This window comes from Streptomyces phaeofaciens (genome assembly GCF_014648915.1).
Taxonomy (GTDB): domain Bacteria; phylum Actinomycetota; class Actinomycetes; order Streptomycetales; family Streptomycetaceae; genus Streptomyces; species Streptomyces phaeofaciens.
Window position 1 is genome coordinate 135,670 of sequence record NZ_BMSA01000025.1, and the last position, 15,116, is coordinate 150,785.

Sequence of the window (15,116 nt, forward strand, 5' to 3'; positions counted from 1 at the left end):
CCTGCGCGACCACCGTCACCCTTGGCTGGGAGTGCCGGGGATGCCTCAGGCGTCCACCTCGTACCGGCCGTGCTCCAGGAAGTACCGCAACGCCTCCGGAGTGCCGTTCTCGAGGGCCTGCTCCGCCGCCGCGCGGAGCGCGCCGCTGATGGTCGGATCGGCGAGGACACGGAAGACGGCGACGCGGTCGTCCTCGAACTGGGCTGTCCGGCGGCCGGTCTCCAGGAAGTACCGCTGGTCGTCGATGGTTCCGTCCATGGCCGCCTGTGCGGCGGCGTGGACCGCCTTGCCGGTGCCGGGGTCGGCGATGATGCGCATGATCGCGACCCGGACGTCGTCGTCGGACATCTCGTCCACCGGCGGGGTCGAACCCTCCGTGCCCGCCGTCGCCGCCGGACCGGTGGTCGAGGCACCGGTCGAGCCGGCGGCGAAGGCGGGACCAGCGAGCAGGAGTGCCGGCGTCAGAGCGGCGGCCGCGACGGTCAGGGCGGCACGGGTCAGTCTCACGGGTATACCTTCCTTGCGGACGTCGAGAACAGGGGCTTCACGCGCAACGGTCGGATGACGCAGCGGCTCGGGCCGATGCTGCCGTCATCGGGAAGCAGCGGTACGCGACCCTCCCGGGCCCTTGCCTCATCCGCCGGTGCGACCATCTTCGCTTCGACCGCGCCGGAGATCATTGCCGGAACCGGGCAGTCTTCACGGGTTCGTTGTTGCCGTTCGACAGAACCCGCGACAAGCCGATCGGCATCCCGGACGTCGGCGACTGATCGCGCACCGATCAGCGAGGCTCCAGCAGGCGCGCCGCGGCCTCCCGCGCCAGGACGGCGGCGCCTGTGTCGCCGAGGCTGACGCGGGCGCAGGCCGCTCCGTCGGCCGGCGTGAGCACGGTGGCCGCGGTCTTCTCGGCGTCGGTCTCGTCCGCTGCCGCGGCGAGTTCTCCCAGGTAGCGGAGGATTTCGCGTTTGTGGTGGCGGACGTTGTGCGCGCCCCAGCGGGTGCGGAAGGCGTCGCCGCGGGTCGACAGCTCGCCGACGAGGTCGTGCAGGTCCTTGTCGTGGGGGTCGCGGCCGGCTTCGGTGCGCAGTATGGCCACGGCGACGTCGGCGGCCTGGTCCCAGTCGGGGTAGAAGCGGCGGGAGGCAGGGTCGAGGAAGGTGAAGCGGGCAAGGTTCGCCTGGTTGTGCGGTGAGGCGTAGACCTCGGCGTAGAAGGCGCGGGCCAGCCGGTTGGCGGCGAGGATGTCCATCCGGCCGTTGCGGACGAAGGCGGGTCCGGCGGTGATGGCGTCCAAGGTCCATTGCAGGCTGCGGTGCGGCCGCCACTGCCGGGTGGTGCGGCGCCGGGGGCGGGTGAGGGCGTCGGAGCCGTCGGCGGCCCGGGCCAGGTTCAGCAGGTGGGCGCGTTCGGCGTCGTCGAGGTGGAGGGCGCGGGCGACGGCTTCGAGGACGGCCGGGGAGACGCCGGCGAGGCTGCCGCGTTCGAGTTTGGCGTAGTACTCGACGCTCATGTCGGCGAGTGCGGCGACCTCGCTCCTGCGCAGGCCGGTGACGCGTCGGCGGCTGCCGGGCGGGAGTCCAGCCTGCTCCGGGGTGATCTTTGCGCGCCGCGAGGTGAGGAACTCGCGGACCTCTTCACGGTTGTCCACACCTCGACCGTACGTCCGGCACGGGGCCGTAAGGGTGTACCGCCGGTACACCTCTTGACGGTGACTCCCAGAGCGCGCCGAGAACGGGTTACCTGGATGACGTGGTGCTTCCCTCCGGCCGTGAACACGGCCGGCGGTTACGCCCGCATCCGGCTCGTAGGCGGCCCGCCGCCCGTGCCGGCCCAGCAGTTGCACCCACCCCCCGCACCAGGCGACGCCAGCACTCCCCGTTGGCGCACGCCCCGGCACGCAAAGGAACTCCTCATGCGCGGAGCAGTGATCCACGCCCCCGGCGATGTGCGCTTCGAGACGCTCGTCGACCCGAAGATCCTCCACCCGACCGACGCGATCATCCGCACAGCTGTCACCTGCGTGTGCGGCTCGGACCTGTGGCCCTACCGCGGCCTGGAACCCATCGGCGACCCGCACCCGATGGGGCACGAGTACGTCGGTGTCGTCGAGGAAGTCGGATCCGAGGTCACTTCGGTCAAGCCCGGCCAGTTCGTCGTCGGTTCGTTCGCCACCTCCGACAACACCTGTCCGAACTGCCGCAACGGCTTTCAGTCCAACTGCCTGCACCGTGAGTTCATGAGCACCTGCCAGGCCGACCATGTGCGTATCCCCAACGCCCAGGGCACCCTGGTCGCCACCGACGAGCGCCCGGACGAGGCGTTCTGGCCCGGCCTGCTGGCCGTCTCGGACGTCATGGGCACCGGTTGGTGGGCCGCCGACGCGGCCGAGGTGAAGCCCGGCTCGACCGTCGTGGTGGTCGGCGACGGAGCGGTCGGCCTGTGCGGGGTGATCGCCGCCAAGGAGATGGGCGCGGAGCGGATCATCGCCATGAGCCGACACGCCTCCCGGCAGAGACTCGCCCGGGAGTTCGGTGCCACCGAGATCGTCACCGAGCGCGGCGACGAAGGAATCGAGCGGATCAACGAGCTCACCGGCGGCATCGGCGCCGACGCGGTCCTGGAGTGCGTCGGCACCGCACAGGGCATGCAGCAGGCCCTGCGCTCGGCCCGCCCGGGCGGCACCGTCGGCTTCGTCGGCGTACCCCACGAGGTCGCCGTCGACGGGCAGGAGCTGTTCTTCTCCCACGTCGGCCTGCGCGGCGGCCCCGCCCCGGTGCGCCGCTACCTGCCCGATCTCATCGGCCGGGTCCTCGACGGCCGGATCGACCCGGGCAAGGTCTTCGACCTCACCCTGCCGCTGGAGCAGGTCGCCGAGGGCTACCGGGCGATGGACGAGCGCCGTGCCGTCAAGGCCCTCCTCACCCCCTGACCCACCCTCCCGTCGCCGGGGGCGGGCACGCTCCGCCCGGCCCCCCGGCCACCCTGTGAGGGACTCACCGCGACCACGTTCAGTACGGCAGGTCGGTGGCACAGATGGTCCCGTGCCGGCTCACCCAGTGCGGCGTCGCCGCCGTCCCCAAGTCCGCGTCAGCCTGCTGCCGGGCTCTGCGGGGCGCTCGCCAGTACGAACCCGTGGCTCCGCTCCACCTTCGCCACGTGCAGCGTGTAGCTCTGATACCACTCGGCTCGCCCGCGCTGCTGCGCCGCGCGGTGCTCGGCGTTGCCCCGCCACTGCGTGAGCGCCTCGGCGTCGCGGAAGTACGCGACGGTGATGCCCAGTCCGCCCGGAGTCTGCGCGTGATCCATCCCCAGGAACCCGGGGATGTCCTTCACCAGGTCTTCCATGCGGGCGTTGGTCTCGCTGAACCCGCTCTGGTCCGGGGTTCGCACGGCGGTGAAGACAGCCGCGTAGTAAGGGGGTTCATAGGCTTCGACGGGCACGACAGGTGCTTCGGAATGATCACTCATGACGCCAATGTAGGGCAGGGGTCGTCCACCGGTCCGGTGTCTTTCCTGAACGGGATCCATAAGGGATCCAGTTCTTGACCAAAGGCCTCGGCCGCAGGCGGCTCCCCCGAGGGCCAGAAGGGTCAGGGCGGCCCGGCTCCCGGCGCACGGTGGCCGGCCGGCCTCGTGCGGGACATGACTCGCGCCGGGAACCGTGCCACCGCCGGAGCCGACATCTTCGCTGTCGCAGTCATGTCGCCGTGCTCGACCTCCGGTCGCTCACCGCGCTGCCCGAGGGAGGCCATCCATGCCGTGTCGGTCCTCGCCATGCTCTTCCTGGTGATCGGCCTGGCGCTGTGGGCCGATTCCGGCTGCGGCGCCGACTGCCAGCCGGTGGTGACGCCCGTGTTCCCCTGACCCGTGTTCCCCTGACCCGGGTGCTCGCCCCCTTGGCGCGGGCCCCGAAGGCGGAGCCGGAGGAACCGGGCGTGATCGGGACCGATGGAAGGTAAGGGAAGGTAAATGCCTCGACAGCGCCGGGCGGTACCCGGCAAAGTGGCCGCCCGTGACGAGCAGTGAGCTGTGGACACGTGCGACCGCCGAACGCTACGACGCCGAGGAGTCCGAGACGTCCTCGGCCGCCTTTCTCGGACCGACTCTCACCTTCCTGGCCGCACTCGCCGGAGACGGGCGGGCCCTGGAGTTCGCCATCGGAACCGGACGCGTGGGTGTCCCGCTGCGGGAACGCGGCGTGCCGGTGGTGGGCATCGAACTGTCCGAGCACATGGCGGCGGTCCTGCGGCGCAAGGTCGACGAGGACACGCTCCCGGTGGCCCTCGGAGACATGGCCACCACCGTCGTACCCGGCGAGTTCACCCTGGTCTATCTCGTCTACAACACCATCACGAACCTGCTCACGCAGGACGAGCAGGTCGAGTGCTTCCGCAACGCCGCACGTCATCTGGGGCCCGGCGGCCGATTCGTGATCGAACTGGGCGTGCCACCGCTGCGGTTCCTGCCGCCCGGTCAGGTCGCGGTGCCGTTCGATGTCTCCGAGCGGCATCTCGGCTTCGACACCTTCGACCTGGTCGAGCAGATTCTCGTCTCGCACCACTTCACCCGCGACGGCGACGACGGCCGCTACCGCCGCGCCGACTCCCGGCACCGGTACGCCTGGCCGGCGGAGCTCGACCTGATGGCACGGATCGCCGGGCTCGAGCTGGAACGTCGCGTCGCGGACTGGGACGGGGCCGCGTTCACCCAGGACTCCACGAAGCACGTCTCCGTGTGGCGCAAGCCGGCCTGAGGTCGGCCTCTCCCGCCGGCCCCGTGAGCCAGGGACCGGCGGCCCTTCGGCGGTACGGACGTCAGGCCTCGTTGACTCCCTCGTACATCTCGTCGACCGATGCGGCGTAGGTCCGCTCGACCACCGGGCGTTTGATCTTCAGGCTCGGGGTGAGTTCGCCGTGCTCGATGTCCAGGTCGCGCGGGAGCAGCGTGAACTTCTTGATGGTCTGCCAGCGTTGCAGGTCGCCGTTGAGGCGTCGGACGAAGCCGTCGATCAGCTGCCGGACCTCGGGCGTGGCGACCACGTCGGCGTACGGCCTGTCCGCCAGGCCGTGCTGGGCGGCCCACGGCATGATCATGGTCTCGTCCAGAGCGATCAGGGCCGTGCAGTAGTTCCGGCCGGCGCCGATCACCAGGATGTTGCTGACGAACGGGCAGATCGCCTTGAACCCGCCTTCGACCTCGCTGGGCGCGACGTACTTGCCGCCGGAGGTCTTGAACAGGTCCTTCTTCCGGTCGGTGATCCGCAGGGAGCCGTCCTCGCCGAGTGCGCCGATGTCACCCGTGCGGAACCAGCCGTCCGCGTCCAGGGCCTCGGAGGTCTTCTCCGGAAGGTGGTGGTAGCCGTGCATGACGCCGGGGCCGCGGAGCAGGACCTCGCCGTCCTCGGCGATCCGGATGCCGCAGCCTGGCAGCGCGGTGCCGACCGTGCCGATCCGCATGTCCGCTTCGCGGTTGACGGCGACCGGGCCCGTCGTCTCGGTCAGGCCGTAGCCCTCCAGGACGGGTATGCCGACGCCGGCGAAGAAGTAGGCGATCTCCGGGGCGAGGGGGGCGCTGCCGGAGACCGCGCGGCGCAGCCGGCCGCCGAACGCTGCGCGGATCTTGGCGTAGACGAGCTTGTCGGCGAGTGCGTGCCGGAGCCTGAGGGACAGCGGTGCGCCGGCCCGACCGGTGGCGACGAGGTTCGCCTGGGTGGCACGCGCGTACGCGCGTGCCACCGCGGCGGCCCACATGAAGGTCCTGTAGGTGGCGCCGCCGTCGGCGCGGGCCTTGCCGGCGATGCCGTTGTAGACCTTCTCGAAGATCCGGGGCACAGCGGCCATGAGGGTCGGCCGGATCAGGGGCAGGTTGTGGACGATCCGGTCCACGCGGCCGTCGACGGCCATGACGTGACCGGTGTGGATCTGGCCGGAGATCAGGGCCTTGCCGAAGACGTGCGCCAGCGGCAGCCACAGGTACTGCACGTCGTCCGGACCCATGTGCACCGCCTCGGCCTGTGCCGGGCCCTGGTATGCCAGGCCGTCGTGCGACAGGCGCACTCCTTTGGGGCGGCCGGTGGTGCCGGAGGTGTAGACGAGGGTGGCGAGCCCGCTGCGGTCGAGGGCGGCGACTGCCGCCTCCACCGCGTCCGGGTGCTCGGCCAGGTGGCGGCTGCCGCGCTCTTCCAGTTCTGTCAGGGTGACGACGGTCAGCCCGGCGGTCACGGCGGCGGAGTCGGTGGCCGGGGTGTCGAAGAGGATCACGTGGGTCAGCTCGGGCAGCCGGGCCGCGGCCTTGACGGCCTTGGCGAGCTGCGCGTCGTCCTCGGCGAACAGCGCACGGCTGCCGGAGTCGGCAAGGATGAAGGCCGTCTCGTCGGTGTTGGTGGTGGGGTAGACGGTGGTGGTGGCGGCCCCGGCGCACAGGATGCCGAGGTCGGCGAGGATCCATTCGATCCGGGTGGCTGAAGAGATGGCGACCCGGTCCTCGGGGCGGATGCCGAGCGCCATCAGCCCCGCGGCGACCGCCGTGACCCGCCGCGCGGTCTGCGCCCAGGTGAGCGAGCGCCATTGCTCGGCGCCGACGTGGCCCTCGCCTGCATGGCCGGTCAGCCGGGTCAGCCGGGTCAGCTCGGTCAGCTCGGTCGGCTCGGTCGGCTCGGTCGGCTCGGTCGGCTCGGTCGGCTCGGTCGGCTCGGGATATCGGTAGGCCTCATGCTCCGGGGTGGCCTGCGCCCTGCTGAAGAACAGGTGAGGCACAGAGGGCGGACGGTTCTCGATCGAGGACTGCGCGGAACTCAACGGTGATCTCCAAAAGCGGGTGGCCGAACGCGGAGAACGCGTGGACGAGGCGGCTTCCGCCCCCTGGTCGACCAGCGACGAACCGCAGGGGACGGGCAGCCGCGTACAGCAACAGGTGCTTGCGGGAGAGAGCGGCCGATGCCGCGGGGTGGTGCGCGAGGGCGGACGGGTGATCACCTACAACGGGTGCCCTGGCCGCTAGGGCGCGTCGGTGAAGACCTCGCCGCGCTCGGCCTTCTCGACGAGAAGGGCAGGCGGGGTGAAGCGCTCACCGTACGTCTCCGCCAGTTCGCGCGCGCGGGCCGCGAAGCCGGCGACCCCGCCCTCGTACCCGTTGATGTACTGGAGGACGCCGCCGGTCCAGGCGGGGAAGCCGATGCCCATGATGGAGCCGATGTTGGCGTCGGCGACGGAGGTCAGGACGCCCTCCTCGAGGAGGCGGACGGTGTCGAGGGCCTCGGAGAACAGCATCCGCTCCTGCATGTCGCGGAAGGGGATGTCGTACCCGGGCCGGGTGAAGTGCTCGCGCAGGCCGGGCCAGAGTCTGCCGCGCCTGCCGTCCTCGCCGTACTTGTAGAAGCCGGCGCCGCCGCTGCGGCCCGGGCGGGCGAACTCGTCGACCATCCGGTCGACGACCGCGTCCGCGGGGTGTCCGGTCCACGTGCCACCGGCTTCCTCGATCGCCCGCCTGGTCTCGTCGCGGATCCTGCGGGGCAGGGTGAGGGTCAACTCGTCCATGAGGGAAAGGACTTTGGCCGGGTAGCCGGCCTGGGCGGCGGCCTGCTCGACCGAGGCGGGCTCGACGCCCTCGCCGACCATCGCCACACCTTCGCTGATGAAGTGGCCGATCACGCGGGAGGTGAAGAAGCCGCGGGAGTCGTTGACGACGATCGGCGTCTTGTCGATCCGGCGGACCAGGTCGAAGGCGCGGGCAAGGGCCTCGTCGCCGGTGCGCTCGCCCTTGATGATCTCGACCAGGGGCATCTTGTCGACGGGCGAGAAGAAGTGCAGCCCGATGAAGTCCTCCTGCCGCTCCACACCCTCGGCGAGCGCGGTGATCGGCAGCGTCGAGGTGTTGGAGCAGAGCAGGGCGCCGGGCTCGACGATGTGCTGGATCTCCTGGAACACCTTGTGCTTGAGCGCGGTGTCCTCGAAGACGGCCTCGATCACCGCGTCGCAGCCGGCCAGGTCCGCCGCATCACCCGTCGGGGTGATCAGCGCGAGCAGCGCGTCCGCCTTCTCCCGAGTGGTGCGCCCCTTGGCGACGGCCTTGGCGCAGAGCTTCTCGGAGTACGCCTTGCCCTTGGCCGCGGCCTCGGTGGAGACATCCTTGAGGACGACCTGGATCCCGGCACGGGCACAGGAGTACGCGATGCCGGCGCCCATCATGCCGGCGCCGAGGACGGCCGCCTTCCGCACCTGGCGTCGCTCGATGCCGCGGGGACGGTTGGCACCGGAGTTCACGGCCTGGAGGTCGAAGAAGAACGCCTGCATCATGTTCTTCGCCGTCTGCCCCGTGACCAGCTCGGCGAAGTACCGCGACTCGATGGCCTGTGCCGTCTCGAAGTCGACCTGGGAGCCCTCGACCGCCGCGGCCATGATGTTCCGCGGCGCCGGGTACGAGGCGCCGTTCAGCTGCTTTCTCAGGTTCGCCGGGAAGGCCGGCAGGTTGGCGGCGAACTTCGGGTCGGCCGGGGTGCCGCCCGGGATCCGGTGGCCTGGCACGTCCCAGGGCTGCCGCGACTCGGGGTGCGCGTCGATGAACGCGCGGGCCCTGGCGAGCATCTCCGCCGGCGTGGTGGCCAGTTCATGGACCAGGCCGTTCTCCAGTGCGCGCCTCGGGGTGTACCGGGTGCCCTGGAGGAGCACCTTGAGCAGGGCGTCGGCGATGCCCAGCTGCCGGACCGTACGGGTGACTCCGCCGGCGGCAGGCAGGAGGCCGAGGGTGACCTCGGGCAGGCCGATCCTGGTGCCTGGGGCGTCCAGCGCGATCCGGTGGTGGCAGGCGAGCGCGATCTCCCAGCCGCCGCCGAGTGCGGAGCCGTTGATCGCGGCGACGACCGGCTTGCCGAGCGTCTCGATCCGGCGCAGGGCCCGCTTGATGTGCATGGTGGTGTCGAAGGCGGCCCGGCCCTCGTCCGGGCGCAGCCCGCTCATGACGCCCAGGTCACCGCCGGCGAAGAACGACTTCTTCGCGGAGGTGATGACGATGCCGCGGATGCCGTCCTTCTCGGCCTCGGCACGGTCGGCGACGGCCGCGATGGAGTCGTTGAAGGCCAGGTTCATGGTGTTGGCGGACTGGCTGGGGTCGTCGAGGACGAGGGTGACGACACCGGTCTCGTCCTGTTCCCAGCGAATGGTGCTGGACTCGGTCATCAGGAGTGCTCCACAACGGGGGTTCGGACGGGACGGTCAGACGCGCTCGACGACGGTGGCGATGCCCATGCCGCCGCCCACGCAGAGGGTGGCCAGGCCGTAGCGCTTGTCCTGGCGCTCCAGTTCGTCGACGAGCGAGCCGAGGATCATCGCGCCGGTGGCGCCGAGCGGGTGCCCGAGCGCGATCGCGCCGCCGTTGACGTTGACCTTGTCCAGGGGGACGCCCATGTCGCGCGCGAAGCGCAGGACGACCGCCGCGAACGCCTCGTTGATCTCGACGAGGTCGATGTCGTCGATGGTCAGACCGGCCTTGGCGAGCGCCTTGCGGGTGGCGGGCGCGGGGCCGGTGAGCATGATGGTCGGCTCGGAACCGGAGACGGCGGCCGACACGATCCGGGCGCGCGGGGTGAGACCGTACCGCTCGCCGACCTCCCGGGAGCCGATCGCGACGAGCGAGGCGCCGTCGACGATGCCGGAGGAATTGCCGGCGTGGTGGACGTGGTCGATCTCCTCGACCCAGTGGTACTTCTGGAGCGCCACCGCGTCGAAGCCGCCGAGCTCGCCGATGTCCGCGAAGGACGGCTTGAGCTTCGCCAGCGAGTCGGCGGTGGTCCCGGGGCGCAGGTGCTCGTCGTGATCCAGGACGGTGAGCCCGGTCCGGTCCTTCACCGGGACGACCGAGCGGGCGAAACGGCCGCTCTTCCAGGCCTCCGCGGCGCGCTCCTGCGACAGTGCCGCGTACTCGTCGACGTCACGGCGGGTGAAGCCCTCGATGGTGGCGATGAGGTCCGCGCCGATGCCCTGCGGGACGAAATCGGTGGTGAGGTTCGTCATCGGGTCGCAGAACCAGGCGCCGCCGTCGGAGCCCAGCGGGACACGGGACATGGATTCGACGCCACCGGCGAGGACGAGGTCCTCCCAGCCGGAACGGACCTTCGCCGCGGCCATGTTGACCGCTTCGAGACCGGAGGCACAGAAGCGGTTCTCCTGGACGCCGGCGACGCTGTCGGGCAGTCCGGCGGAGATCGCGGCGATCCGCGCGATGTCGGAGCCCTGGTCCCCCACGGGTCCGACGACACCGAGGACGATGTCGTCGATCGCCGCCGGGTCGAGCCCGGGGTGACGGGCCTGTATCTCCCGGATGAGGCCGACGACCAGATCGATCGGCTTGGTGCCGTGCAGGGCGCCGGTGGTCTTGCCGCGTCCGCGCGGGGTGCGGATCGCGTCGTACACGTACGCTTCGGTACTCACGTCAGGCCGCCTTTCAAGGGTCCTGTGAGGGGAGGAGGGATTCAGGCGAGCAGCGAGCGGCCGATGATCTCCTTCATGATCTCGGTCGTCCCGCCGTAGATGGTCTGGATACGGCCGTCGGTGAAGGCCTTGGCGATCGGGTACTCGGTCATGTAGCCGTAGCCGCCGTGCAGTTGCAGGCAGCGGTCGGCGACGCGCTTCTGGAGCTCGGTGGCCCACCACTTGGCCATCGAGGCGTGGACCGCGTCGAGCGTCCCGTTCGTGTGCTCCTCGATGCACCGGTCGAGGAACGTCCGGGTGACGGCGCACTCGGTCGCCATCTCCGCGATCTCGAAGCGCACGTGCTGGAGCTTGGCGAGCGGCCGCCCGAACGCCTCGCGCTCCTTCACGTACGAGGTGGTGATCTCCAGCAGGCGTTCCGCGCCGGCGATGGCGGCCGTCGCGATCGTGATCCGCTCCTGGGCCAGGTTCGTCATCAGATGGATGAACGCCCCGTTGAGCTCGCCGAGCAGGTTCTCCTTGGGAACGCGGACGTCGTGGAAGAACAGCTCGGCGGTGTCCTGGGACTTCTGCCCGATCTTGTCGAGGTTGCGGCCGCGCTCGAAGCCCTCCATGCCCCGTTCGACCACGAGCAGCGACATCCCGTGCGCGCCGCCCTGCGGGGTGGTGCGGGCGACCACGATCACCAGGTCGGCGTTGATGCCGTTGGAGATGAAGGTCTTGGAGCCGTTGAGCACCCAGTGGTCGCCGCGGTCCTCGGCGGTGGTCCGGATGCCCTGGAGGTCGGATCCGGCGCCGGGTTCGGTCATGGCGATGGCGGTGACGGTCTCACCCGTGCAGAAGGCGGGCAGCCAGCGCCGCTTCTGCCGCTCGGTCGCCAGCGAGGTCAGATAGGGCCCGATCATGTCGTTGTGCAGCCCGATGGCGAAGCCCGCCGTGTACGCGCGGCCGAACTCCTCAGCCAGGACGGCGCTGTAGCGGAAGTCGCTGTTCCCGCCGCCTCCGTACGCCTCGTCGACGGCGAGACCGAGCAGGCCCTGCCGGCCGGCGGCGCGCCACACCTCGCGGGAGACGATCCCGTCCTTCTCCCACTGTTCGTAGTGGGGCAGCACCTCCTTCTCCAGGAAGGTGCGGACGGTCGCGCGGAACGCCTCGTGATCGGCGGTGTAGATCTGACGTTTCACAGGGAAGGCTCCTGGATCTCGAGGTGCGGGGAGGGAACGGCCCGGTCGTGGGCCACCGGCAGCGTGTCGGCGCCGGGCAGGGGGTACGGGGTGTGGCCCCGGAAGCGGTGCTACGACCCCGGAAGCGGTGGGCGACGGCCTGGCGCGGCTCGGGCCGGCGGCCTTGCGCGGCTCGGGCCGACCGGCGAAGTCGCGGCGGGCGGCGGCGACTTCCGCAATGCCGAGGCGGCGGGCGAACCCGCCGTTGCCGAGGTCGGCGGCGGGACCGACGCCGAGGCCGAGGCCCGCCGGGGCGGACGGCGCCGGCGCCGAGGTCGGCCAGGAGCACTGCGGCGAAGGGGCCGGGCCCGGTGCCCGCGAGTTCGACCACCCGCACCCCGGCCGGCGGGCCGGTACCGGCGGATGCCGCCCCTCCCCCACGGGCGGCCGTACGTCACTCATCGTCCGGCCGACGCAAGGAAGCGGCCGGCCTCCTCGATCGCACGGACACTCTCCATGGAGCCACCCCCGTCACAGGGAATGACCGCCCCGGAGATGTAGCAGGCCGCGGACGACGACAGGAACATCGCGAGGTCGGCGACCTCCTCCCGGGTGCCGAAACGCCCCAGCGGCACGCTCTTCACCGACCTGTCGCCGTTCGGGTCGTCGCCCGGCGAGAGCCTCGAGAGGCCCTCGGTCCCGGCGATCGGCCCCGGCGCGATCGCGTTGACCCGGATCCCCCTGCCACCCCATTCGAGGGCCAGCACCCGGGTCAGCTGGTCCACCCCGGCCTTCGCCGCGCACACATGCGCCTGGTACCGCACCGGGATCCACGCCTGCGGCGCGGTGACGTTGATGACCGAGGCGCCGGGAGCCAGGTGCTCGAGGCCGGCACGCATCACATGGAACGTGCCGTTCAGATCGATGTCCACGACGACCTTGAACCCGTTCGAGGACAGGTCGTGCGCCTCGGCAAGGAAGTTGCCGGCCGCCCCGGAAACCAGGACGTCGACGGCACCCCACTGCGAGCGCACGCCGTCGAAGACCGCTGCGACCGACTCCATGTCGCGTACGTCGGCCACGAAGCCGCGGACCGGGCCCCCGTGTGCGCCGAGCTGCTTCACCGCGGCATCGACGTTGGCCTGCTTGCGACTGGCCACCGCCACCCGGGCACCCCGTGCGGCGAAGGCCTCGGCGACGGCGAGGTTGATCCCGGTCGTTCCTCCGAAGACCACGGCCGTCCTGCCGCTGAAATCGAACTGTATGTCCATGCGCATGACTCCCTGGGCGAGCGCTCCGACGTGACCCACTCCGCCGCTCATCGGCGCGGTGCGGTGCGGTGACGGCAGATTCAATCAACCTGACAAAATAGTCAAGTGCAGGATCGCGCCGGTTGAGGCCTTGCCCAGCAGGGAAAGCGAGCCCCAAGGGGGGCGAAGGTCCGTTGTGACCAGTGCCTCATTCGACAAAATTGTCAGTCCGTTTCGCGTACGTCAGGGCCCTGACCTGGGGATGCGGCGCGCCGGCGCCCGCCGACAGCCGCACGAGGGGGGAAGCGTCCCGCGAGGGCCCCTTGAGCGATCGTGCAACTAGTTGCACAATCGGCCCGGCATGCCCGTCGAGGGCACCGCACCTCCGCCGGCTTCATGCCGTCACCGAGGCCCGACCGAGGACCGACTGAAGAGACCCGACCGACGACCCGGCCTACGACCGCCGAAGGATCCGCCGTGCCATTGCCTCCCGCCTTGTCCCGCCCTCTGACGCTCCCCGTCGTGGGCTCGCCGCTGTTCATCGCCTCGGGGCCCGACCTGGTCGTCGCCCAGTGCCGGTCCGGCGTGATCGGCTCGTTCCCCGCGCTCAACGCCCGGCCCGCGTCGCTCCTGTCCGACTGGCTGGACCGCATCACGGAGAAGAACGCCTCCTACGCGGCCGCTCACCCCGACGCCGTCGTCGCCCCGTTCGCGGTGAACCAGATCGTGCACCGCTCCAACGACCGCCTGGAGCACGACATGGAAGTGATCGTGCGGCACCGGGTGCCGCTCGTGATCACGTCACTCGGGGCACGGCCCGAGATCAACGAAGCCGTGCGCTCCTACGGCGGCATCGTTCTGCACGACGTCACCACCGACGAGTTCGCCCGCAAGGCCGTCGACAAGGGCGCCGACGGCATCATCGCCGTGGCCGCCGGTGCCGGCGGCCACGGGTACGCAGTCACCCTTCGCGCTCGTCCAGGAGATCCGGGAGTGGTTCGACGGCCCGCTGCTGATGTCCGGTGCCATCGCCCACGGCCGCGTGATCCTCGCGGCCCTTGGCCGCCGGCGCGGACCTCGCGTACGTCGGGTCGGCCTTCCTGTCGACCATCGAGGCCAACATATCGGAGGCCTACAAGCAGATGATCGTCGACAGCACCGCGAAGGACATCGTCCACAACTCTCGGAGGGCGGCGTCCGGACGATCCGGATCAACCGCCCCGCCCGGTTGAACAGCCTCGACCGGCACACCAGGACCCACCTGCTCCGCCTTCGCCGGCCTCGCCGCGGGGCCGACCCAGGCACTCGCGGCCCTCAAGGCCTCGGTGAACCTCGCATCGGAGTCGTCCCTCGATGCCGCCCTCGAACACGAGGCGACACGGATCGCGCTCACCGGAGGGACCCACGACCATCAGAACGCGCTGCTCGCCTTCCTCGGCAAGCGGCAGCCCTGCTTCGAAGGCCGATGACGCCACGGGCGGGACGGGGCCTGCCCGGCAGACCCGTTCCGCCACCCGAGCGCGGTGCCCTGCTCGTCAGCCCGGACGTCCCGCTCGTCAGCCCGCCGCCGCGCTGCCGGAGCCGCGAGGATCGGCTGTCCATCCCTCGTCCGGTGCGCCCCGGAGCCCGATCGCGGCGGCCCACAGACGGGACAGGTGGTCGACGACCGCGTCCTCGTCGTAGGCCTCGGCCAGGGTGTCGATCACATGGCCGACCTGTTCGACCATCGACCCCAGCGCGATGGCCGTCAGCCTGGGTTCCAGCCCCGGATTCGCCAGGCCCGCCTCCTGCAGTCGCCTGATGCCCTCCGTACTACGGCTGACGTAGAGCTCACGGATCTCCAGGACCATCTGGCGCAGCCCCTCGTCCGCGACCGCTCCCTGCTCCACGATCCGCACCACCTTCGCCGCCCGGTCCCAGGCGCGCAGATAACGACGGTTCGACTCCACGAGCCGGGTGTAGGGGTCGTCGGTCGTGTCCGGCGGCACCAGGCTCGACGTGAACATCTCACCGGCGACCGACCGGAGAACGCTGTGCAGCAGGTCTTCCTTCGACTCGAAGTACGTATAGAACGTCCCGTACGAAACGCCTGCCACCTGTGCCACGGCCTCGGGGGTGAAGCCCGGCCACCCCTGACGTTCCAGGATCTCCCGCCCGGCGACGATCAGCCCTTCGCGCGTACGACGACCGCGCGTGGTGGTCGGCAGCTTCGGGGCCGACTTCGTTCTGGGACGTCCCATACGAACAATCATGGCATGTCCCGAACCAGCCCCTGACGT

13 protein-coding genes and 1 pseudogene are annotated in these 15,116 nt (G+C 70.7%); 4 read left to right on the forward strand and 10 right to left on the reverse strand.

Annotated elements, in window-relative coordinates:
• Window positions 1-45: 45 nt before the first annotated feature.
• Both IE275_RS33980 and IE275_RS33985 read right to left on the reverse strand, forming a co-directional pair.
• A complete protein-coding gene (locus tag IE275_RS33980; RefSeq protein WP_189716345.1) occupies window positions 46-507 on the reverse strand; it encodes an ALF repeat-containing protein in 462 nt (153 codons plus the stop codon).
• A gap of 274 nt (window positions 508-781) precedes the next feature.
• A complete protein-coding gene (locus tag IE275_RS33985; RefSeq protein ID WP_189716346.1) occupies window positions 782-1,648 on the reverse strand; it encodes a helix-turn-helix transcriptional regulator in 867 nt (288 codons plus the stop codon).
• A gap of 264 nt (window positions 1,649-1,912) precedes the next feature.
• Between IE275_RS33985 and IE275_RS33990 the strand changes: the two genes are divergently transcribed.
• Window positions 1,913-2,929: a zinc-dependent alcohol dehydrogenase family protein gene (locus tag IE275_RS33990; protein ID WP_189716348.1), complete on the forward strand. Its 1,017-nt coding sequence runs from the start codon at window positions 1,913-1,915 to the stop codon at window positions 2,927-2,929.
• 158 nt (window positions 2,930-3,087) lie between these two features.
• Here the strand turns inward: IE275_RS33990 and IE275_RS33995 are convergent, their stop codons facing one another.
• Entirely contained in the window at window positions 3,088-3,468 is a 381-nt protein-coding gene (locus tag IE275_RS33995) for an antibiotic biosynthesis monooxygenase family protein (RefSeq protein WP_189716350.1), read from the reverse strand.
• 544 nt (window positions 3,469-4,012) lie between these two features.
• Between IE275_RS33995 and IE275_RS34000 the strand changes: the two genes are divergently transcribed.
• Complete coding sequence (locus IE275_RS34000) at window positions 4,013-4,753, forward strand: class I SAM-dependent DNA methyltransferase (RefSeq protein WP_189716352.1); 741 nt, start codon at window positions 4,013-4,015, stop codon at window positions 4,751-4,753.
• A 61-nt stretch (window positions 4,754-4,814) separates the two neighbouring features.
• Here IE275_RS34000 and IE275_RS34005 read toward each other — a convergent pair whose 3' ends face one another.
• The 6 genes and pseudogenes from IE275_RS34005 to IE275_RS34025 form a co-directional block, all read right to left on the reverse strand.
• Window positions 4,815-6,797, reverse strand: coding sequence for an AMP-dependent synthetase/ligase (locus IE275_RS34005; RefSeq protein ID WP_189716354.1), 1,983 nt, complete (start codon window positions 6,795-6,797; stop codon window positions 4,815-4,817).
• Window positions 6,798-6,995: 198 nt separating this feature from the next.
• Window positions 6,996-9,173: a 3-hydroxyacyl-CoA dehydrogenase NAD-binding domain-containing protein gene (locus tag IE275_RS34010; RefSeq protein ID WP_189716356.1), complete on the reverse strand. Its 2,178-nt coding sequence runs from the start codon at window positions 9,171-9,173 to the stop codon at window positions 6,996-6,998.
• A gap of 36 nt (window positions 9,174-9,209) precedes the next feature.
• Window positions 9,210-10,424 carry an acetyl-CoA C-acetyltransferase gene (locus IE275_RS34015; protein WP_189716359.1) on the reverse strand — a complete coding sequence of 405 codons (1,215 nt, stop codon included), beginning with the start codon at window positions 10,422-10,424 and terminating at the stop codon, window positions 9,210-9,212.
• A gap of 41 nt (window positions 10,425-10,465) precedes the next feature.
• The gene (locus tag IE275_RS34020) at window positions 10,466-11,608 is read right to left on the reverse strand and encodes an acyl-CoA dehydrogenase family protein (protein ID WP_189716361.1); all 1,143 of its coding nucleotides are present in this window, start codon (window positions 11,606-11,608) and stop codon (window positions 10,466-10,468) included.
• 243 nt (window positions 11,609-11,851) lie between these two features.
• Window positions 11,852-11,984: pseudogene (locus IE275_RS47125) on the reverse strand (CoA transferase); the annotation flags it as partial.
• Between the two features lie 61 nt (window positions 11,985-12,045).
• Window positions 12,046-12,858 (reverse strand): SDR family oxidoreductase, encoded by an 813-nt coding sequence (locus IE275_RS34025; RefSeq protein WP_189716363.1) that lies wholly within the window; start codon window positions 12,856-12,858, stop codon window positions 12,046-12,048.
• A gap of 474 nt (window positions 12,859-13,332) precedes the next feature.
• Here IE275_RS34025 and IE275_RS34030 point away from each other — a divergent pair, with 474 nt between their 5' ends.
• Both IE275_RS34030 and IE275_RS34035 read left to right on the forward strand, forming a co-directional pair.
• A complete protein-coding gene (locus IE275_RS34030) occupies window positions 13,333-13,983 on the forward strand; it encodes an NAD(P)H-dependent flavin oxidoreductase (protein WP_229870859.1) in 651 nt (216 codons plus the stop codon).
• A 179-nt stretch (window positions 13,984-14,162) separates the two neighbouring features.
• Window positions 14,163-14,306: a hypothetical protein gene (locus tag IE275_RS34035; protein ID WP_189716365.1), complete on the forward strand. Its 144-nt coding sequence runs from the start codon at window positions 14,163-14,165 to the stop codon at window positions 14,304-14,306.
• 87 nt (window positions 14,307-14,393) lie between these two features.
• On the opposite strand, the gene IE275_RS34040 is transcribed toward IE275_RS34035, so the two are convergent.
• Complete coding sequence (locus IE275_RS34040) at window positions 14,394-15,077, reverse strand: TetR/AcrR family transcriptional regulator (RefSeq protein WP_189716367.1); 684 nt, start codon at window positions 15,075-15,077, stop codon at window positions 14,394-14,396.
• Window positions 15,078-15,116: the final 39 nt, after the last annotated feature.